The sequence below is a fragment of the Alistipes sp. An54 genome (assembly GCF_002159375.1).
Taxonomy (GTDB): domain Bacteria; phylum Bacteroidota; class Bacteroidia; order Bacteroidales; family Rikenellaceae; genus Alistipes; species Alistipes megaguti.
The window spans coordinates 92,345-113,294 of sequence record NZ_NFIA01000009.1 but is presented as its reverse complement, the minus strand read 5'-3'; the positions used below and the strand labels follow the sequence as shown (position 1 = coordinate 113,294).

Annotated in this window: 18 protein-coding genes and 4 pseudogenes; 15 read left to right on the top strand and 7 right to left on the bottom strand. The window is 53.2% G+C overall.

Translation table 11 applies throughout. The features are described from left to right. The 11 genes and pseudogenes from B5G09_RS09865 to B5G09_RS09825 form a co-directional block, all read left to right on the top strand. Nucleotides 1-202: pseudogene (locus tag B5G09_RS09865) on the top strand (hypothetical protein); the annotation flags it as partial. A gap of 118 nt (nt 203-320) precedes the next feature. Continuing rightward, entirely contained in the window at nt 321-1,088 is a 768-nt protein-coding gene (locus tag B5G09_RS09860; RefSeq protein ID WP_087405022.1) for a hypothetical protein, read from the top strand. 170 nt (nt 1,089-1,258) lie between these two features. Further along, nucleotides 1,259-1,987, top strand: a complete 729-nt coding sequence (locus tag B5G09_RS09855; RefSeq protein WP_087405021.1) for an ATP-binding protein — start codon at nt 1,259-1,261, stop codon at nt 1,985-1,987. Further along, nucleotides 1,965-2,201, top strand: a pseudogene (locus B5G09_RS09850) (DUF3871 family protein); the annotation flags it as partial. The gene B5G09_RS09855 and the pseudogene B5G09_RS09850, both read left to right, overlap by 23 nt. A 752-nt stretch (nt 2,202-2,953) precedes the next feature. Continuing rightward, entirely contained in the window at nt 2,954-3,265 is a 312-nt protein-coding gene (locus B5G09_RS13935; RefSeq protein ID WP_143256533.1) for a hypothetical protein, read from the top strand. A 12-nt stretch (nt 3,266-3,277) separates the two neighbouring features. Further along, entirely contained in the window at nt 3,278-3,985 is a 708-nt protein-coding gene (locus B5G09_RS09840) for a hypothetical protein (RefSeq protein ID WP_241147626.1), read from the top strand. A 24-nt stretch (nt 3,986-4,009) separates the two neighbouring features. Further along, nucleotides 4,010-4,660: a hypothetical protein gene (locus tag B5G09_RS09835; protein WP_087312278.1), complete on the top strand. Its 651-nt coding sequence runs from the start codon at nt 4,010-4,012 to the stop codon at nt 4,658-4,660. A gap of 161 nt (nt 4,661-4,821) precedes the next feature. Further along, complete coding sequence (locus tag B5G09_RS09830; RefSeq protein WP_087312276.1) at nt 4,822-5,403, top strand: zeta toxin family protein; 582 nt, start codon at nt 4,822-4,824, stop codon at nt 5,401-5,403. Further along, on the top strand, nt 5,390-5,548 hold the full coding sequence (locus tag B5G09_RS14160) for a hypothetical protein (protein WP_164496860.1): 159 nt from the start codon (nt 5,390-5,392) through the stop codon (nt 5,546-5,548). The genes B5G09_RS09830 and B5G09_RS14160 overlap by 14 nt, the downstream gene beginning before the upstream one ends. 399 nt (nt 5,549-5,947) lie before the next feature. Then, entirely contained in the window at nt 5,948-6,145 is a 198-nt protein-coding gene (locus B5G09_RS13930; RefSeq protein WP_143256532.1) for a hypothetical protein, read from the top strand. Nucleotides 6,146-6,560: 415 nt separating this feature from the next. Beyond that, the gene (locus tag B5G09_RS09825) at nt 6,561-6,944 is read left to right on the top strand and encodes a hypothetical protein (RefSeq protein ID WP_087405020.1); all 384 of its coding nucleotides are present in this window, start codon (nt 6,561-6,563) and stop codon (nt 6,942-6,944) included. Between the two features lie 244 nt (nt 6,945-7,188). On the opposite strand, the gene B5G09_RS09820 is transcribed toward B5G09_RS09825, so the two are convergent. Together B5G09_RS09820 and nadB are read right to left on the bottom strand one after the other, a co-directional pair. Further along, nucleotides 7,189-8,772, bottom strand: coding sequence for a peptide chain release factor 3 (locus B5G09_RS09820; RefSeq protein WP_087405019.1), 1,584 nt, complete (start codon nt 8,770-8,772; stop codon nt 7,189-7,191). Nucleotides 8,773-8,775: 3 nt separating this feature from the next. Continuing rightward, nucleotides 8,776-10,332, bottom strand: a complete 1,557-nt coding sequence (nadB, locus tag B5G09_RS09815) for an L-aspartate oxidase (protein ID WP_087405018.1) — start codon at nt 10,330-10,332, stop codon at nt 8,776-8,778. Between the two features lie 68 nt (nt 10,333-10,400). On the opposite strand from nadB, the gene B5G09_RS09810 reads away from it, so the two are divergent. Next, a complete protein-coding gene (locus tag B5G09_RS09810; protein WP_087312266.1) occupies nt 10,401-11,609 on the top strand; it encodes an S-adenosylmethionine:tRNA ribosyltransferase-isomerase in 1,209 nt (402 codons plus the stop codon). 136 nt (nt 11,610-11,745) lie between these two features. On the opposite strand, the gene B5G09_RS09805 is transcribed toward B5G09_RS09810, so the two are convergent. Further along, a complete protein-coding gene (locus B5G09_RS09805; protein ID WP_143256531.1) occupies nt 11,746-12,372 on the bottom strand; it encodes a PorT family protein in 627 nt (208 codons plus the stop codon). 344 nt (nt 12,373-12,716) lie between these two features. Between B5G09_RS09805 and eno the strand changes: the two genes are divergently transcribed. From eno to B5G09_RS14490, 3 genes and pseudogenes are all read left to right on the top strand, one after another. After that, nucleotides 12,717-14,003 (top strand): phosphopyruvate hydratase, encoded by a 1,287-nt coding sequence (eno, locus tag B5G09_RS09800; protein WP_087405016.1) that lies wholly within the window; start codon nt 12,717-12,719, stop codon nt 14,001-14,003. A gap of 223 nt (nt 14,004-14,226) precedes the next feature. Beyond that, nucleotides 14,227-14,433, top strand: a pseudogene (locus tag B5G09_RS14370) (glycoside hydrolase family 3 N-terminal domain-containing protein); the annotation flags it as partial. 5 nt (nt 14,434-14,438) lie between these two features. After that, a complete protein-coding gene (locus B5G09_RS14490; protein WP_262481265.1) occupies nt 14,439-14,561 on the top strand; it encodes a hypothetical protein in 123 nt (40 codons plus the stop codon). 326 nt (nt 14,562-14,887) lie between these two features. On the opposite strand, the pseudogene B5G09_RS09790 reads toward B5G09_RS14490, so the two are convergent. From B5G09_RS09790 to B5G09_RS09775, 4 genes and pseudogenes are all read right to left on the bottom strand, one after another. Then, nucleotides 14,888-15,043, bottom strand: a pseudogene (locus B5G09_RS09790) (ParA family protein); the annotation flags it as partial. A 599-nt stretch (nt 15,044-15,642) separates the two neighbouring features. Then, nucleotides 15,643-18,021: a hypothetical protein gene (locus tag B5G09_RS09785; protein WP_087405014.1), complete on the bottom strand. Its 2,379-nt coding sequence runs from the start codon at nt 18,019-18,021 to the stop codon at nt 15,643-15,645. Nucleotides 18,022-18,033: 12 nt separating this feature from the next. After that, on the bottom strand, nt 18,034-19,461 hold the full coding sequence (locus tag B5G09_RS09780) for a sialate O-acetylesterase (RefSeq protein WP_162608262.1): 1,428 nt from the start codon (nt 19,459-19,461) through the stop codon (nt 18,034-18,036). Between the two features lie 17 nt (nt 19,462-19,478). Next, on the bottom strand, nt 19,479-20,753 hold the full coding sequence (locus tag B5G09_RS09775; protein ID WP_087405012.1) for a DUF4861 domain-containing protein: 1,275 nt from the start codon (nt 20,751-20,753) through the stop codon (nt 19,479-19,481). Nucleotides 20,754-20,950: the final 197 nt, after the last annotated feature.

Here is a 20,950-nt window from a genome sequence, read left to right as displayed (position 1 = left end):
GAAATATCATGTAGGCAACATCCGCAGGGAGTTGACAAAGCGGTGGTCTGTTCCTGTTGAACGCAAGATTGTCAAGATGATAAATGAGACCTTTGCCAAGCAGGCATCCATCGCAAAGAGCAAGGTCAAAACGGAACTGCAAAAGATATACGACAGTTTGGGCATTCAACAAACTGCAAAAGCGACCGATCTCGCCAAATGATACGAGGTGAAAATGACATCACCGAAAATCAATGGCAAAACAACGGCATGTATAGTTATCGTAAGAGATCGGATGATAGCACAATAATTATAATAACTTTGTAAAAAATAGTTGTTATATGAATATTGAAGACATAATAACAAATGCATATGAGCAGTTTGCGAAATTTGCAAATGAAGTAGACTCTGATTTTACACAGTTCCCCACAAATAAGCCTTCAAATTATAGAACACAAAAATTTAATGAGCTGACCTCGTTAAAATCCGTATTAAATAGTCTTGACATCAAAGATTATGTATATGAAGAATATAATTCAGAGGAGCCTGATTTTCTATTAAACATTGGAGGAGAACGTATAGGGATAGAAATTCTTAGTTACTATCCGAATTCAGCTATAATAAAAGATAAAAGACACTGGGATAATCTATGTAACCTCCTCTCAAAGGATCTTGCTGCATCATTAGATATGCCGCTATGTTTTCAGATTCAACTTAAGAATATCGCTTCTAAAGGATGTACCTATGACGAATTTATGACAGACTTTATTAGATACTACAAAGAAGGTAGAACAAACACAAAATATATAGCAAGCATAGATACCCATCAAGAGAAAAAGACTTTTGCTTGCATCAATCAAGGTTCTTTTTATATTTATGATATTGATATTCAAGAACTATATGAATATATCAAAGAGAAAAAGTACCACAAATTTAGAAATTACCAACAACACATAGGTACAGACAATATCTGGCTTATTGTGCAAATAGAATTATCATCTAATATAGATATCGAGAATGCTGCTCCTGGAATTATACAAGAGTCTCCTTTGTCAAAAATATTTTTGACAAAGGGACAAACTTCCCGATTGATATTCTCTAAGCAATAATACTGCTCACATACAAACACTCCGTAAAACACCCCTCCCCTTGTTCGGCATGGAAAGCGAATTTCGGGGAGGGATTTTTTGTGGCTGATTGTCGGGAATTTTTCCAGACTAACAACAAAAGCAACAGACAGATGATGAGTGTATTTATTCATCATCCAATTTGTAGCTTTATGCAATTACGTCCATCCATGCGCCGTGCAGCCAAAATGAGGCTGGCACTGGCTGGAGCCTCGGGGTCGGGAAAAACCTACTCCTCGCTCCTCATTGCTTACGGCATGGCCTCCGACTGGTCCCGTGTTGCCGTCATCGATTCCGAGAACGGTTCGGCCGATCTCTATGCCCATCTGGGCAATTATCAGGTTCTCACCCTGCCCGACTACTCTCCCGAGACCTACATCGAGGCCATCGGCATCTGTGAACAGGCGGGTGCCGAGGTCATCATTATCGACAGCATCTCCCATTGCTGGGATTACCTGCTCGATTTCCACGCCAACCTGCAAGGCAACTCCTTTGCCAACTGGGCCAAGGTCACGCCCCGTCAGAATGCCTTCATCCAACGCATTCTCAACTCCTCGTGCCACATCATCTGCACCATGCGCTCCAAGCAGGATTATGTCCTCTCGGACAAGAACGGCAAGATGGTCCCTGAGAAGGTGGGCTTGAAGGCCGTACAGCGCGATAACGTGGACTATGAGTTCACCGCCGTGCTGGACATCGCCATGAACCACAAGGCCACTACCTCCAAAGACCGAACGGGGCTCTTCACGGGTCGTCCCGAGTTCATGATAACCCCTGCCGTGGGGCAAGCCATCCTCAAATGGTGCAACCTAACGCAGACCGCGCAATCGAATCCTTCCACGCAAAACCTCCACAGCCATGCTTCCAGCCTTTCAGCCTGAACCCGAGTTTGCCGCAGGGTTGAATCTCCCCATCGTGGAGGAGCGTCCCGTAACGCCGATTGTGTCGTTGGGGAGTGTAACGCGTACCCGTCACTTTATCGAGGCCAACACCAGGCCTGTCGATATGGCCCATCTGAAAAACGATTGTGTCGTTCCCGTATTCAGCAAGGACAACGAGGTGACGATCTCCCACCAGAGTTTTATTGAAACGGTATTGGGCGCTATATTGACACCTTCCTTGACAGGTCGCTGAATGCAACGGAGCTGATTGCAGGAATCGGTCGGGCCTTGGAGGGTGATACCGAGTACAGTTGGTTTGTGGAGTAACGCTTTACAGAGACGAATACCCTTGCTGTCTTACGACGGCAGGGGTATTTTCTTATGCTCCAAACAAAGCGTACTAATATATAGCGAGATTGCTATATTATTTATAATCTACACTTTACAATTTGCTGCAAAATCTGCAACTTGCGAATATGGAATTTATGCTGACGTAAAGTCGGAATCCGAGGTTTTCAGGGTTCTGAAAAGCAGAATTTCAGGGTTTATGCAGGCGTAAAGTTGAAATTCGTGCAAATCTGCCCAAATTCAGAAGAACAAAGGTTACTTTCCACTCGAATTGCTATTGTCGGAAAACTTTGTTTTAGCGAAATTTGTATCAGCAACAACACCCGAATGGGCAAGATGTTTTGTAATTTCCGTCGAATATGTTACTTTTGCAGTAACATATTGAATACACGGAAAGTGTAGCTTATTCCTTTAGAGTGAACGTAGGAAATTCAATCTGAAGAGGGAATTAGCTGACATCTTGCCGCGTCATATCCATTCATGGATATAGGCGTGGTGTTGTTGCTTATTTTATCTTCAAGGTTTCCTACGACCTACTCTAATAGAATAAGTTTTCAGCACCACGCTTTCTGCTTTTTATAATCACTATCGAGGTGCGGATAGTAAGATTTTCTTACTATGAAGAAACTGATCTTATGGAGTTGTGCGTTTACATCCTCCTTTTTGCTTTCATGTGCACCTCAACGGATTACAGTTTATTGTGAACCGCATCAAGCGGCAATTTACATAGACGGTCAATATCAAGGTAATGGTATTATCAATTATTCCATCCCTCGAAAACAAAAATATATTGTTGTTTCTTGCACTGACGACGGAATATCATTTGTAAATCGCAGATTTTTCACAAAAGGGATAAAATCTGAGATTAGTATTTATTTGGATGAATATAAAACCTATTCATCTGATTCTAAGACACTATCAACTTATTAAAATACATTTCCAATGAAAAATCTATTTTTACTGCTCATCTTCTTATTAGGTGGGTTAAATCTTGCCAACGGTGCCAAAAGCAAAACATTCAAAGTAATGGCGCAGCCCAAAGAAGCCTCCATTTTTGTCAATAATCAGTTCGTAGGTTATGGCTTTGCAGAATTCAACAGGCCCAAAAAGAAAACAGATGTTATCGCAATTCGAATCGAGTGTGAGGGATATAAGCCTCTTGAAACGAAAATATATGCTGACGACGTTCGGAGTTCAGTTTCTTATACATTACAAGATGATGGTTTTTATCGGGCGACTGCGGCTTCAGGTTTAGTCAACAAATTTATGACTGTCACACTCGACAATTCCCTATATACGATTGATGAACAAGGGACAATCAATGTTACAAAAGCATGGGGACTATTGCATCAAATTCTCTTAAATTATTTTGAGGAAATTGCAACCACGGATTACAGTGGTGGTTATTTACAAACTCCGTGGCATTATAAGACCTTCCAATTGTCTGACAAGCAAATGCGAACACGTGTTACGGTAAGAGATATATCTACGCCTGCACAAGTTGCATTCCAGATAAAGGTTTCATCCGAGGTGGCGAGTGCAATGGCCGCCAGACACGGTGAATTTACCAATGTAGACCGCATCGTGAAAGAGTTGGAGCCGATGTTACAGGAATTGCAGACGCGATTAGGGAAAATGCACAGTTTATAATTATAAATCCCAGATTTAAGAATCATGAAAAAACTTATTTTGTGTGCAGTTCTTTTTTCTGCATCGGTATCAGTAAATGCACAAGGATATAAAGAAACATTTGATTCTAACTCATTGGAGTGGACGGAATGTGCATATAAGAATGGTATCGGAACCGCCATTATTGACAAAGGTGTGATGACCATTAAATCAAAAGGTGAAAAAAAAGGTTTATCTGCTGTGATGAGCGCCGCATCTGGCACATCTGTAAAAGCAGGAGAAAATACCTTCTTTGAAACTCATTGCTACGCTCCAATTGATGTGATGAAACCTTTCGAGATACAGGTAAAAGTTAATGTCAAACAGTTAGCAGAAGATCGATTAGTCGGTTTGGTATTCAATTATCGAGACGGAGGTAATTTTTATGCATTCTCCTTCAATGACGATTTCGTCAAATTTACTCGATATGAAGACAATATGATTGTCGGCGATATTATGCAAGGTATCAAATGGACAGGTAAGCGTCGTTCGGACATGGAGTGGGCCTTGATCAGCGACGGCCAGACTTTAACATTCAAAGTCGATGGAGTATCTATATTGACAATTCGCTATATGCCTTTGCAGTATAATGGATTTGGATTTTATACATTCGGCAATCAGGAATTGGTTGTAGACGAAGTCGAGTTTAGACAATAAAAGATATTAGTACTGTGCATTAGGACAGACTTGTGCAGACGGTCTATATTATACCGCTCTGCACAAGTTTGTCCTTTATTATCTGGCAATAGACAGGTTCCTGCTTCAACGAGAAATATTTGGAACAATTCATATAAATTACCTATCTTTGTTCATACGATATGCCGAAACTATATATCATAGCAGGTTGCAACGGTGCAGGGAAAACGACTGCATCCTACACCGTGTTACCCGAAATGCTCGGTTGTAAAGAGTTTGTCAATGCAGACGAGATTGCAAAGGGGCTATCACCGTTCAATCCCGAAGGTGTGGCCATCGAGGCTGGACGGTTGATGTTGCAACGCATGGAGGATTTGCTTTCAGAGGGTGCGGATTTTGCTTTTGAAACGACATTGGCAACCCGTTCCTATGTAAAGTTTATCGAACGGGCTCACGCAAAAGGCTATTTCGTAACCTTGCTTTATTTCTGGTTGCCGACACCCGAACAAGCGATCGAGCGCGTTGCAACACGGGTAAGCGAGGGTGGCCACAATATCCCATCGGATGTAATTCGCCGTCGTTATGCAAACGGACTATGCAACTTGACAATGCTTTATACACCCGTTTGCGATTTTTGGACGATATACGACAATAGTTCGGCAGACGCAGAAATTAAAATCATTGCATCAGGAGAGAAGGATGCAACAATTCAAATTGAAGATACGTTATCTTATAAAATCATTACAGACCATGAGCGAGATTGAAATCAAACAAATGCAGGAAAAGATTAATGCAGGGATTTTGCTTGCCCGCAAACGTCTGATTGAAAAGACAAAAAAAGAGGACGGGGAATTGGTGATTGTGCGTGATGGTAAGGTTGTACGGGTAAAAGCCAAAGACCTCAAATAATCCATATCTATATTAACGATACATCCTCGGCCATGCAGTCGAGGATTTTTGTTTATAGAGACAAAAGCAATCAATCTTTTCCAAGGACAGACTTTGCAAGGGGGCATATTTGAGCCCCTTTGCGAAAGTTTGTCCTTTCTTTTATGTCATATCAACACAATTCACTTATTGTTTAACCAACCGTGGTTTTGCACCCGTGTAAACTGCCGTGTAAACCGTAGATAGTTTGTTGATGCAATTGTCTGGTTAATAGATTTTTAATGGTGATTTGTGACGTCTGGGGGCGTGTGTCGCTGGTTCGAATCCAGTCACCCCGACTGAATAAAAGGCTTGACAATCACATGATTGCCGAGCCTTTTTTATGAGAAATTGTGATGCTATGAAAAAGTTTTTTTGTATTTGTTGTCTTTTTTGAGGGCAATTGCTAATGTTATAGCCGGAAATTATTTTGAATTAACCCCGCATGGTTTTAAATTTGCGGGAAGTAAGGACTTTGTGGTTGTCGCTGTTGATGAAAATAAAACAGGTAAGGAAATTTTGTCTGATCTGAGATGTTGTATTCAAAATACATTACCAGTTGATAATGACAATAGTTGAATTGTCAATGAGAATCAAATTATGGTGTCATCTTATAAACTGGATCTCTATAGACTTAAAGCAGGTCCTTTGGTAAATTTTATCATGGACTTGGATTTTACATTGAGGTTTGAGGTTAAAGATGCAAATTTCGGATAGATGCACCTGTAATAAAAAATATTGGTGTTCATCGTTTTATGATTCCTCGTATGGTTGTATTTGCCAATCCTAAGGATTATAAAGAGTTTACAAAAAACAATTTATTTTCAATTATTCCGATGGATCTGTTCGAAATGCAGAGGCAAAATACGCCATCGAAAGCTATATAAATAACATTCTATCTGGAATAATTGAAAAGGTGAAAGCCAATAACAATGCTGAAGATTGGTAAAATTGTTGAATTGGCTTTTGATGATTTAACAAAAGTTAGTTTGTCATGAGAATTACTCCCGATTGCGTGACAACACTCCATCCCGACGAGATCTTCGTCTTCGGAAGCAACCTTGCCGGGATGCACGCCGGTGGTGCCGCCCGGTTGGCCCTCCAGTGGTTCGGAGCCGTTTGGGGGCAAGGTGTCGGCCTGCAGGGGCAGAGTTATGCCATCCCGACCATGCAGGGCGGCGTGGAGACCATTCGCCCCTATGTTGACGAATTCATTGCCTTCGCCCGGCAACATCCGCAGCTGAAGTTTCTCGTCACCGAGATCGGTTGCGGCATCGCGGGTTTTTCGCCGGAAGAGATAGCGCCTCTTTTTGCCGCGGCCCGCGATGTGGAGAATATTTCGCTGCCCCGTCGCTTCTGGATGCTGTTCGGCTGTTGAACATGCGGACGCGAAAAGGGCGGAACGACTGATGTCGCTCCGCCCTTCTGTTTATGTGTACCTTTGCCGGTCGGGTTTTTCGGGTTGCTCCAGGTCCTTCCTGCGGCCGGTTGGGTTTCACGGCTTGCACCGGGCTCTCTTTGTGGTCGGTCGGGATCACAACCAGCGCCGGTCCTTTCCTGCTCGCCGGTTCTTTCCTGCTCGCCGGTTCTTCACGCTTGCCCCCCCCCTGCTGGGTCACTCGTTAAAACTCCGAGGTAAAGTGGAAGCGGATATCCTTGAAGTTCTCCTGGGCCAGCGCCAGCGCATAACTCGTGTCGGCCAGGAAGACGTCGCGGCCGTGTTTGTCGACAGCCATGTTGGTGTGTTTGCGGCGTTTGAAGTCGGCCAGCTGGGCGGCGTTGTCGCTCTCGATCCAGCAGGCCTTGTAGATCGAGATCGGCTCCCAGCGGCACGCGGCGTTGTACTCGTGCTCCAGACGGTACTGGATCACCTCGAACTGCAGCGCTCCGACCGTACCGATGATCTTGCGGCCGTTGAGCGACGACGTAAAGAGCTGCGCCACGCCTTCGTCCATCAGCTGGTCGATACCCTTGGCCAGCTGCTTGAATTTCATCGGGTCGGCGTTCTCGATGTAGCGGAACTGCTCCGGGGCGAACGACGGAATGCCCGTGAACTTGAGCTTCTCGCCCTCGGTGAACGTATCGCCGATCTTGAAGTTGCCCGTATCGTGCAGACCCACGATGTCGCCCGGATAGGCCGTGTCGATGACCGATTTCTTTTCGGCCATGAAGGCTGTCGGCGAGGAGAATTTCATCTGCTTGCCGCTGCGCACGTGGAGGTAGTTCTTGTTGCGCTCGAAGATACCCGAGCAGATCTTCAGGAAGGCGATGCGGTCGCGGTGGTTGGGATCCATGTTGGCGTGGATCTTGAAGACGAAGCCCGTCATCTTGGGTTCGGAGGGCTCTACCGTGCGGGTTTCGGTCTGCGAGGGGCGCGGCGAGGGGGCGATGCGGATGAAGCACTCGAGCAGCTCCCTCACGCCGAAGTTGTTCACCGCCGATCCGAAGAAGACCGGGGCCAGTTCGCCGCGCAGGTAGGCTTCGCGGTCGAATTCGTCGTAAACGCCCTCGACCAGTTCGACATCCTGGCGCAGCTGGTCGGCGTATTTCGTTCCGATGTGGTCGTCGAGCACCGCCGACGAGAGGTTCGAGATCTCGACCGTCGAGGCGTCGGCCGTGAACTTCTCGTCCGAGGTGAAGAGCGAGAGGTGGCGCTCATAGAGGTTGTAGACCCCCTTGAACGTGGGGCCGTTCGAGATCGGGAAGGTCAGCGGCCGCACGCGGATGTGCAGCTCCTTCTCCACCTCGTCCAGCAGGTCGAAGGGCTCCTTCGAGGGGCGGTCCAGCTTGTTGATGAAGACCATCACGGGCGTCTGCCGCATGCGGCACACCTCCATCAGCTTGCGGGTCTGGGACTCGACGCCCTTGGCGCCGTCGATGACGATGATCACCGAATCGACGGCCGTCAGCGTGCGGTAGGTATCCTCGGCGAAGTCTTCGTGGCCCGGCGTGTCGAGGATGTTGATCTTGCGGCCCTCATACTCGAAACCCATCACCGACGTGGCCACCGAGATGCCGCGCTGGCGCTCGATCTCCATGAAGTCGGAGGTGGCTCCCTTCTTGATTTTGTTGCTTTTGACGGCTCCCGCCACGTGGATGGCGCCGCCGAAGAGGAGCAGTTTTTCGGTAAGGGTGGTTTTTCCCGCATCGGGGTGGGCGATGACGGCAAAGGTCCGCCGTCGGGTGATCTCTTCCTGTAGGGTCATGTATCAGGCTTTCGGGTAATCCATATTGTAGTGACATCCCACCGACTCCTTGATCTCGCGCCCCTGCTTGATGATCAGGTAGGCCACGGCGATCATGTTGCGCAGTTCGCACAGCTCGCGGTTGGGTTTGGTTTTGCTGTAGAGCTCCTCGGTCTCCTCGAAGAGGATCGACAGGCGGCGCATGGCGCGTTTGAGCGAGAGGTTCGAGCGCACGATGCCCACGTAATTGGTCATGATCTGCTGCACCTCGCGTTTCGACTGGATCAGCATCAGCATCTCCTCGGTGTGCTGCGTTCCCTCGAAGTCCCAGTCGGGGATCCCCTCCTGGAAATCGACCTTGTCGACCAGCGGGGCCGTATGGCGGGCGGCCTGGTCGGCGTAGACCACCGCCTCGATGAGCGAATTGGAGGCCAGCCGGTTGGCGCCGTGCAGCCCCGTGCAGGAGGTTTCGCCCAGGGCGTAGAGGTTGCGGATCGAGGTCTCGCCGTTGGTGTCGACCTTCACGCCGCCGCAGCAGTAGTGGGCCGCCGGCGTGATGGGGATCCAGTCCTTGGTGATGTCGATGCCGATCGAGAGGCACTTCTCGTAGATGTTTGGGAAGTGGCTGCGCACCGAGTCGGGATCCTTGTGCGTGACGTCGAGGTAGACGTAGTCCATGCCCAGACGGGTCATTTCGCGGTAGATGGCCCGGGCCGTCACGTCGCGCGGTGCGAGCGACTTCATCGGGTGGTACTTGTCCATGAACTCCGTGCCGTCGGGCAGGCGCAGGATGGCGCCGAAGCCGCGCATAGCCTCGGTGATCAGGAAGTTGGGCTTTTCGCCCGGGTTGTAGAGCGTCGTGGGATGGAACTGGATGAACTCCATGTTCTCGGTGATGGCCTTGGCGCGGTGGCACATGGCGATGCCGTCACCCGTGGCGACAATCGGGTTCGAGGTCGACGAGTAGACGTTGCCGCAGCCGCCCGTGGCGACGATCGTGAACTTCGAGAGGATGGTCTCGATCTCGTTCGTGTCGATGTTGAGGACGTAGGCCCCGAAGCAGGCCAGCCCGCGCGTGTGGCGCGTGACGAATTCGCCCAGATGGTGCTGCGTGAGCAGGTCGATGGCGAAGTGGTGCTCGAGGACCGTGATGTCGGGATGCTTGCGGACCGACTCCACGAGGGCGCGTTCGATCTCGGCGCCCGTGAGGTCTTCGTGGTGGAGGATCCGGTGTTCGGAGTGGCCGCCTTCGCGGTTGAGTTCAAAACGTCCGTCGGGGGTCTTGTCGAAGCGCGTCCCCCAGGCGATCAGGTCGGCGATCAGCTCCGGAGCGCGGCGTACGACCAGCTCGACGGCCTTGGGGTCGCACTTGCCCGCGCCGCAGACCATCGTGTCGTGGATGTGTTTCTCGAAGGTGTCGGGGGCGTAGGTGACTGAACAGATACCGCCTTGTGCGTAGTTGGTGTTGCACTCATTCATTTCGCCCTTGGTCACGATCGTAACGTGCCCGTGGGCAGCGGCTTTCAGCGCGAAGGAGAGACCCGCGGCGCCGGAACCGATAACCAGGAAGTCGGTTTTCATCGTTTTTGAACATTAAGCGCCGCAAAGTTACAAAAAATCGTAACTTTGCCGCAAAATTACGGGCAAAAATGGAAAGACACATCGACATAAACCGTTTTGATTACGACCTTCCGGACGAGCGGATTGCCAAATTCCCGCTGGCCGAACGCAGTGCCTCGAAACTGCTCGTTTATCGTGGCGGCGAGATCTCCGAGCGTCATTTTGCCGACATCGGCGAGGTGCTGCCCGCCGGCGAACTGCTGGTCTTCAACAACACGAAGGTGATCCGTGCGCGGATCATCATGCACAAGCCTTCGGGCGCGCGCATCGAGGTCTTCTGCCTCGAACCGCACCGCCCGGCCGACTACGAGCGGGCCTTTGCCGTCGTGGGCCGCTGCGAGTGGTCGTGCATCGTGGGCAACCGCAAGAAGTGGAAGGAGGGCTACGTGGAGATCAACTTCGAACACGAGGGCCGGGCCGAATATCTCCGGGCGTGGCTTACGGAGGACCGCGGCCGCGAGTGCACGGTGCGCTTCGAGTGGACGGCGCCGATGACCTTCGGCCAGCTGCTGGAGCATCTGGGGCGCATCCCGATCCCGCCCTACCTGAACCGCGAGAGTGAGGAGATCGACAATACGCGTTACCAGACCGTCTATTCGAAGTTCGAGGGGTCGGTGGCGGCCCCCACGGCCGGACTGCACTTTACGCCCGAACTGATCGACGCGATGAAGGAGCGCGGCTTCGAGTTCGAGGAGGTGACGCTGCACGTCGGGGCGGGGACGTTCCTGCCCGTGAAGGACGAGGATGCCGCCCGCCATCCGATGCACACCGAACACTTCGAGGTGCGTCGCGCAACGGTGGCCCGGCTGCTCGAACGCTGGGGCCACATCACGGCCGTCGGCACCACCTCGGTGCGGACGCTGGAGTCGCTCACGGCGCTTGGCTGGCGCATCCGCACCGCGGGGACGCCCGATGCCGACCGCGTGATCGGCCAGTGGGAACTCTACGACATCCCGTCGGACTATACGGGCCGTGAGGCGCTCGGCGACCTGCTGGCCTGGATGGATCGTGAGGGGACTGACCGGCTGAAGGCCGCCACGCAGATCATGATTACGCCGCTGGGCTACGAATTCCGCATCGTGCACAACATCGTCACGAACTTTCACCAGCCCAAATCGACGCTGCTGCTGTTGGTTTCGGCCTTTGTGGGCGACGATTGGCGGCGCATTTACGACTATGCCCTTTCGCACGGCTTCCGTTTCCTGAGCTACGGCGATTCGTCGGTGCTCATGCGGTAGGGACTGGCGACGGGGCCGGATAGTGATCGGACGGGCCTCTCCTGGCGGGAGTGGCCCGTCCGCTATTGTAGGACGGATCGTTCGGTGGAGGGGTGTGCGAACGGCCTTTCGGAGCCGGGCATGTCGTCCGCCCGGGTCAGAAGTCGTACCCGATGCCGACCGAGACGCTGCGGCTTCGCAAATCCGAGATCCCGGCGGGCAGTAGCGGAGTCTGACTGCCGTTTCCGGCAAAGAGATTGCACAATCCGGCGTCGAATCCGGCCTGGATGCAGATCCGGCGGATCGAGACCTCGACACCGAGCCGGATGCCCAGATTGCTGCGGCGGAGGAATCCCGCCGCTCCGAACAGATCGCTCCAGGCGTCCGCCGTGCGGGCCTTGCCGCCGATCCCCACGCCGTAGCAGAGGCCGCCAAAGGGGCGGATGCAGCTCTGTTTGCCGATCCCGAAGCGCCAGGTGAGCAGCAGCGGAACCTGCAGATACATCGGCCGGAACGAACAGCCCTCATAACGCCCTCCGCGACTGGAAAAGTCGACGCCGCTCTCTATATAAAGAGGTAGGCCGCGCCACAGCAGCACCTGGTCCGATACGGCGAAACGAAATCCGAGGCGCGGATCGGTCGTTCCGCGGACATATTCGCCCCGGGCCCGGATGCAGGCCACTTCGAGGCCCGTCCGGACGCCCAGCAGATTCTTTTCGAAGCCTTGTGCCCACACGCACGGGCCCGTCAACAGCAGACAGAGAAGCGGAATCAGTCGTTTCATGGATGGGTAACTCTTGCCGGATTGTCCGCCCGGCGCAACTCCCGGCGGGGCGACGCCCGATGCGGACGAATTCCGAAGTCCAAAGATACGTTTTTTTCGGAAATCTCCGAGCCGCCGATCTGCCGCGGCGGCATTTTTGCACGTTACGGTGCGGGTTTTTCCTCCCTGTGGCGGCCTGGGAGAGACCTTTGCACGTTGTGCTTCCGGGACGGCTGCCCCTTGCGGTGTCGGCGCCGTGAAAAAAATAACAATATTGAAACCGTTATTCGCGATTATTTTGTACCTTTGCGGTGCCATTGAAGGAAAAGTATTTTCAAGTACATAACATTCAAACTATTACAACTATGCAGATTGTAGAGATTCATGCAAGAGAGATCCTCGACTCGCGAGGCAATCCGACCGTTGAGGTCGAAGTTCGCACCGTATCCGGTGCTTTCGGTCGTGCTGCCGTTCCGAGCGGCGCTTCGACGGGCGAGAATGAGGCCCTGGAGCTCCGCGACGGCGACAAGAACCGTTACCTGGGCAAGGGCGTTCTCAACGCTGTGAAGAATGTCAACGAGGTGATCGCTCCGGCCATCATCGGCATGAACGTCTCCGATCAGGTCGGCATCGACAAGGCCATGATCGCTCTGGACGGCACGCCGACCAAGTCGAAGCTCGGCGCCAACGCCATCCTCGGCGTATCGCTGGCCGTAGCCCGCGCCGCTGCCAACTACTTCGGAATGCCCCTCTACCGCTATATCGGTGGTGCCAACGCCAAGACGCTGCCCGTTCCGATGATGAACATCATCAACGGCGGTTCGCACTCCGACGCCCCGATCGCTTTCCAGGAGTTCATGATCCGTCCCGTAGGCGCTCCCTCGCTCAAGGAGGGTGTCCGCATGGGTGCCGAGGTCTTCCACAACCTCAAGAAGGTGCTCCACGAGCGCGGACTTTCGACGGCCGTAGGTGACGAGGGCGGCTTCGCTCCCGCACTCAACGGTACGGAGGACGCTCTGGAGTCGATCATCAAGGCCATCGAGAAGGCCGGCTACGTTCCCGGAAAGGACGTCATGATCGGTATGGACTGCGCTTCGTCGGAGTTCTACAAGGACGGCGTTTACGACTATACGGTATTCGAAGGCGAGAAGGGTGCAAAGCGTACCTCGAAGGAGCAGGTCGAGTACCTGAAGGGTCTGGTTGCCAAGTACCCCATCGACTCGATCGAGGACGGTATGTCGGAGAACGACTGGGAAGGCTGGCAGCTGCTGACCGCCGAACTGGGCGGCAAGTGCCAGCTCGTCGGTGACGACCTCTTCGTAACGAACGTCAACTTCCTGAAGAAGGGTATCGAGATGGGCTGCGCCAACTCGATCCTGATCAAGGTTAACCAGATCGGTACGCTGACCGAGACGCTCGACGCCATCGAGATGGCTCACCGCGCCGGCTACACGACGGTAACGTCGCACCGTTCGGGCGAGACCGAGGATTCGACGATCGCCGACATCGCCGTGGCTACGAACTCGGGCCAGATCAAGACCGGTTCGATGTCGCGTTCGGACCGTATGGCCAAGTACAACCAGCTGCTCCGTATCGAGGAGGAGCTCGGCGACGAGGCTATCTACGGCTACAAGAAGGTTTACCGCAAGTAATCCGCAAGGGAGGTGCGGCGGAGGGGGCGATTCGAAGGAATCGGAAACCCTGCTGCGCAACTCCCGGCCCGATACAGGGAAAAGAGGGAAGGATCAGACTCCTTCCCTCTTTCTTTTCTTTGCTTCTTTCGATTCCGATGCTGCTTCTCTCGCTCTCGGCCGCCCGGGGACAATCCGCCGCAGTGAAGGGCTATACGGCGGAGAATTTTTTTTTTCCCCCCCCCGGAAGGTGGGGATCTTGCTCGGCCCCGGTGTCAATATCTGCCGCAGTCCGCTCTGCGGCCGGAGTTTCGAATATTTCGGCGAGGATCCCTATCTGACCTCGAAGACGGCCGTGGGGTATATCTTCGGCCTGCAGAACGGGGGCGTCATGGCGACGATCAAGCACTTCGCGCTCAACAACCAGGAGTGGAGCCGCCACCATGTCAGCCCCGCATGCATCTGTTTAGCGGTCAGTTGACGGCGATTGTCGGCAACGACGACCGTCCGGGAGAGATTCTGGTCCGGGTAACGGCCCGGGGGCTGAAGCCGGCCGAGCTGCGTATTGCGGCGGAGTGAGGCGACCTGCCGGGGCCGGGCTTTCCGGAGCAACCCCGAGGCAGTCCCGAAGCCCTCCCCCCCCCTCTCCTCCTGCCAATAGACAACAAAAAGGGCCTCTTTTTTTCAAGAGGCCCTTGCGGGTGGAAGAAGGGGCTCGAACCTAAAATTATTTGCCTCTATATATCAATGTGTTGTAGCTGATTCTTTGTTGTCGGGTCATTGGTTTGTTGGAGTAATTTTACGTCCCAATACTTTCCCTTGCTACAAAGCAAAGATACGTTATATGTTTCTCATCTCAAAATAAGATCCAATAAATTTGATATCCGATTCTTGGGTACGATTAGGGGATAGTCGCAGTCGACCACCAGCACTTTGCATTTGCAGATGTAGTGCAGATAGCTGGCAAGAAGCGTCGTAAGGGCCGACTTGCCGACACCTCCCTTCTGATTGCAGATGGAGATGTTCCAGGAACCGGATGTTTGTTGATCGGAAGTTTTCATCGTTTGATGATTTGAGGGATCGATGATTTGTCGTGTCGGATTTTCAGCGCTATATCCATGAATGTGCATGAATCTCTTTTCGGATGGATATTTCCAGAATTCCGGAAATCTGTAAATCCGGAAATATTTATTTGGAGAAATCTTTTTTCCATCGATATCCATGCCGTCATGTGTCGGTTTGAATCCATCTGCCCGCAAGGCCATGCGGTTTTTCGGGGGGGCTCCGGAGGCCTTGCATGGCCGACAACCGCGCTTTTTAATCCCTGAAGATCCTCGTAATATTGCAGCGGAGAATCCGTCCGTGATTTTTCGTTTCGGAACTGCTTTTTCAGGAGAGGAATTGTCCTCTGCGAATGCCGAAACTGTACCCGTCGCCTGACGGGAGCGAGGTGTACCTTTGTCCGACAACCGGCGGTTTGTCCGACAAAGGTCCTCGCTCTGCGAGGCGGGTGAGGTTCTCCCAAGGCGAACCCCAAAACTTCTATTGAATGACCCGTCCGCGAAAACACAACCCCAAATTCCCGATCCCGAGTTACATATACTTGTCCTGTCTCAGCGAGGAGTATTGCGGATATGAGGTTGGGGGCGACCGTTGCTTTTCATTTCATTGGTCGTATTACAGTCGGAAGTGTTTGGGTAAAGGAGATCTGGACATATGGACCGTCGGGAGTCGGAATACGGATGGATGATTCGCTTTGGGACGGTTCAAGTCGCGTTTCCGAGGCGATCTGGGCCGCATTTCGGTATTCCGATTCGGCCAGCGGATAGATCACTTGCAGCAGAGACAGCGGTTTCAGATCCTTCACGCGGGTCGTCGAGTAGGTCGTATGGAATGATCGATAATTGACGCGCTGCTCCGCTTCAAGCCGATAGGCGTGCATGTAGCCCGGGACGAACTGTTTGTGCCCGCACTCCATGTCGGTCGGCGAGAGATACTTCACCAGCATGCAACGTTTCTCGCGTGCCCGACCGTCCGGTTGCGGAAACCGCCCGTCATCAAAGGCGACAAAATAGTCCCGGCCACGCTCCTTGAGCGTGTAAAGCTGCCAGAGCTGGCCGACATCCATCCCGATGCAGCGTTCCGTGGGGTGGAACGTGTCCCGGATGACGAGTATGCCCTCCCGGGTCAGAACGATCTCCCGGGTCAGTTTGGCCCCCGGCTCCATGTAGTTGTCGTATTCGATCCGTGCATAGGCATCCTGCCTTAGTTGTTTGACGATCGCTTCCCGGACTTTGCACGCCAATACCGCGCAACCCATGTCCAATTGCCGGGCGCACCAGCCCCGAAAGTGAAAACAGGGCAGCGGCCCCTCGTACTTGTAGTCCAGACAGATCCGGTCATACCGCTTCGGATCGATCTCCATCTCCATGAACGACTCGGGGAGAAGCCGGCTCACCACCTCGTTCGTAAACAGATTCCACTGGATTTGTTGTGCCCTGTCACCTTCGGTGCGATCTTCGACGCTTTCGATCCTTACGGCCGGATTGTGTTGCTGCAGATTGCGATCCCAGAGTTCTGCTGTCTCGAATCCGTCGATCAGCAGCGTATCCTTGGGTCCGACCAGCCGGAGATTGTCGAAGACGATATGGTTCAGATCCTTTTGTGGAAAGGTTCTGAAATCGAGCTTGCGACTGCCGAAAATGTATTTTTCACCTTTGGGTTGGAGCCGATCTATGGGAATTGTCATGGTATTCCAGACGTGTTTGGCCGGATGCCCCGGAAAGTTTCCCGCCGGTGTCATCCAGAAGAGGTTGGCGAAGTTGGCTCCCGAGGTGCCCCGGCGTCCCAGACTATGGAAGAGCGGGATCCCTCCTGCTTCGTAGTAGAGGATGGCCGATTCGCGGAATTCGTGCGCATGGCTCCCCCGGCAGTAGAGATCCATGGCGATCATGGCATCTCCGGGGCGGTTTCCCGTTTTCAGGACCAGCTTGTCGAAAGTCAGGGCTCCGGAATCCAGACGCCGCTTCGAAACAAACGAAAGACGTCTGTCCGAGGCGTGTGAGGAGGAGGAAAGCTCCAGTTCGGCCAGCAGCAGCGAGCGGAACATCTGATCGTCGCTGATGATGGCCGGATGGCCGTATGACGACATGATCCTTTGCGCCTCGTCGGAGAACGACGCGTCATCGAAGCTTCCGGCCGCCACTTCCATCATCAGAACCAGATCGAGCGGCAGTTGGTTGTGGTAGAAATAGCTGTCGCCGAATTCGGGCAGCATGATTGCCGGGCTCATCATGTCGCGCCACCGCAGAAAGTAGTCGCGGAATCCGGGCGTGGAGAGTAGCTCCATCCGGTTGTCGAGCCGGAGCAAGTCGTAAAAATAGGCGGCGCCGAGTGTCGAGTAGTTGCTGGCATTCTCGTTGAGGTCGCATTTCCGGATGATGCGGTTGACTACCTCGTTGCAGAGTGAGTCGGCCTCGGTCCGTCCCGGCAGGTCGGGGAAGGTCAACGACAGTGCTCTGACCGCTACGTAGGTGGCCATGTGGATATTGTGGTCCCACATCTCCTCGAGGGAGACCCTTGCGACAGAGTGACGGGGTGAGAACCAGTGCATGAACCCTTCGGCCAATTTGCGGGCGCGTGTGCGGCGGTCTCCGGTCAACAGGCCCGATGTGTCGAGACGTCGGGTCATAAGGGCAAAGGGACGATAGGCGTGGAAGTCGGCCGTCAGTCGCTTCCCATCCACCTGATCGAGGTAGCAGTCGTACATTTTCAGGGCGACATCTACATATCGCTTCTCTTCGTCTGCAAGGCCGACCACGTAGCACAAGTATCCCAGATTGATCATGCTCACGTCGCCGTTCCAAGGCGATTCGCGGCGGTCATGGCCGGTTTTCCCCCGCTCGAAGGCGGCAATGGCCCGGTCGGCCCGCTCGCGGAAGAGTTCCGTGTAGCGGTTGGCGGCCGCGCCTTTGCCTCCGGAGAGCAGCAACAGCAGCAGAAGCGCCGCAGCAAGTCCTCGTTCGAAAAGCCGTGTCATGGCGTCGGACGGTTAGCGGACATCATCCCAGTTGTCCGAGCGGAACGACGATACCGGCAGTCCGTTCGAACCGTAGAGCGATCCCCGGATATACCCCTTGAAGGCGTAGCGCACGGCTACGGGATCCGGAACCTGGGACGACTCCACGACAATCTTCCCGTTGACAATGGCAGCCGTTGCCGGATGGAAAACCCGATCAGCGCCGGCAAGTTCGAACCCGGTCAGCGGTTGCCCGAACGAGGTGAATCCGCTTCCCGTATGATCGAAGATGAGGGTGGCTTTGCCGTCGGCGTACTCCGCACGGCGGAATTCCGGGGCACGGTAGGGCAGATTCGGGAATCCGTAGTTGCGGGCCAGTGCGATATAGGCGAGACGTTCGCCTGCCACCTGTTTGTTGGCAGGGTGGATGCAGTTCTGTTCGCCCGTATCCATCAGAATAGCGATACCCGTGTCGGGCTGGGTTTGGGCAATTTTCATTTGTGCCTCCCGCAGGAAGGCATTTCCAGCCTGATCGCTGAATCGGAACGGTGCGATCTGACACAGATAGATCGGGAACCGTTTGCCTCCCCAACGCTTGGTCCAGGTATCGTGCATGGCGGCAAACATCCGGGGATACTCCTGGTATCTCCCTACGTTAGCTTCTCCTTGATACCATATGGCGCCTCGGATGGCATATCCGGCGATGGGATGGATCATGGCATTGTAGAGGACGGTCGGGACAAGAACTTTTTTCTTTTCTCGGGAGATGTCGTTTGGAATGGCGATTTTCGGGAACTCACGGGTGAAGGCCTCACGCGGGATCCAGGCTTCGATGGCTGATCCGCCCGCGCTGCTGTGGATGATGCCGACCGGAACATCGAGCACCTCTTGCAACAGGCGCGCGAAATAGTATCCCGTGGCCGTGAACTCTGCAGTCGTATTGGGCGAGGCTGACTCCCAGCGCCCCGTGCAGCTCTCCTGCTCCTGAAGAGTCATTGCCTTGCCGACGGTGAAGCAGCGCAGGAAGTCGTTCTTCGAGTGGACGATGGCATCCTGTCCGCCGAGAATCGGCTGCGAGGAGTAGCCTTTCATGGGCATCTCCATGTTGGACTGTCCGCTGCAAAGCCAAACTTCACCGATTAGAACGTTGCTGAAGGTCCGGCTTCGGCCGTCGGCGCTGACTGTGATCTGTTGCGGATCGTATGAGGCCACGGGTGTGGGGATGACCAGGCGCCAGGTGCTGTCCTTGCTGACCTTCGTTTCGATGGCATTCTCCTGCCAGCTGACTGTTACGGAGATGGTGTGTCCCGGCAGGGCTCGGCCCCAGATCGGAGCATCGGTCTGCTGTTGCAGCACCATGTTGTCCTTGAAGATGGGGGCAATCTGCACTTGGGCATTCGCATGCATGGCACCTGCACAAAGTGCAAATGCGGAGAGTGTCGAAATGAGTCTCGTGTTCATGGTTTTCATCATTGGGTTTATTGGATATGTATGAGAATCGGATGGTTGATAGCTTGCGCATAGCGGTCGATCATATCCAGGAAGTAGAATCGATCCCGGAACCGGGGATCACGATGCTCCCACGCGGCGCAGACCCGGTATTGATAGCGTCCGTTCGCATCGGGCCGCAGTGCCATGCACCATGTTTTGCGCAGATCACCCTCTTCTTCGGGACTGTGGAACGATCCGGCCGCATTTTCTGCGGGCAGAATCAGTCCCATACCGATATAGTACTCCTTGTTGTAACTTTGCAGATCGTGGGTCGCCATCGAGACCAGTCGGTCTTCGTGTGAGTGTTCGACATAAGGCTGGCTGTTTCGACTGGCGACGATTCCTGTTACCAGCGAACTCCCGGCGGGAAGTTCCGAAACGGTCATCATCTGTTCATACCCGTAATATCCGCCCCAAATGGTCACTTCCTGATGCAGGTGCCCGATTGTTGCTCCTGCAGCGTGCCAACCGTAGAAATCGAGGGTAAAGCGCGAACGGACCGGTCCCTCGAAGAGAAGCGTGAAACGGGTGGAGTCGACATTGTCGGTCGTACACTCGGCAGGGACTCCCAACAGGGTCAATCCTTTACCGGAGCGCAGGGCTACGCCGCCCAGTCCGAACGACTGGGCCGCACTCAGGATGTCGCGCCCCCAGTCGGCCCAAACATGATAGGTGTCTCCGGGTTTCCCGTCGGGCTTGATTCCGACGCTGTCCAAAACCATTTTCTCAGTTCGCTTTCCGAACAGATCGCGACAATTGCGGCCGTCGAAATAGTGGCGGAACCCCATTTTATCGTTCTCCCAGGCTGGACCGTCCATCTGATAGGGATAGGTCGCGGCATCGCGCGGCAAGCCGTATCTCCCGTGTATGTCGTTTGTCTGTTCGTGGATATGTCCGTCTTCCCCGACCTTCCCGTAGCGGATGTTCGTACGGGATGCGAAATGGGGGTATTCGGACGGGTCGATCCATTCGAGGTCGATCGTCATCCGTTGCTGCGGGGCGAATGAACAGAGGAATGCCACCTCGTCGGGGTGGCCGTCAGCGTCGAGATCATCAAATTGACAGGGAATGATCTCTCCCTGTTCGTTTTTCAGCAATGGCATGGCATTCCGGCAGTCTCCCAATCGGGAGAACGCGATTGTAAGGGACTCGTCCTCCCGAGTGAATGAAAGCGGATTCTCCAGGATCAATTGTTTGGCCCGTGGCGTGGAGGTGCAGGCACTTAGAAACAGCAGCCCCCAGAAAGGTAGTAGGCGGTTCATGGCTCGGAGGGGTAAGTTTTCTTGGGTTTTTTTATACAAAGGTAGGCTGAATCCCTCGTTTTATCCCCTATTTTTGTCTCATCTGCGGGTAAAATAATCCGGAGAGGAGTGGATTCTCCCGTATATGTCACCCCTTTCCGGGGGGGGGTACAAATCTCGTTATTTTGAGATTTTTCTACCTTTGTCTCTTGTTTTTG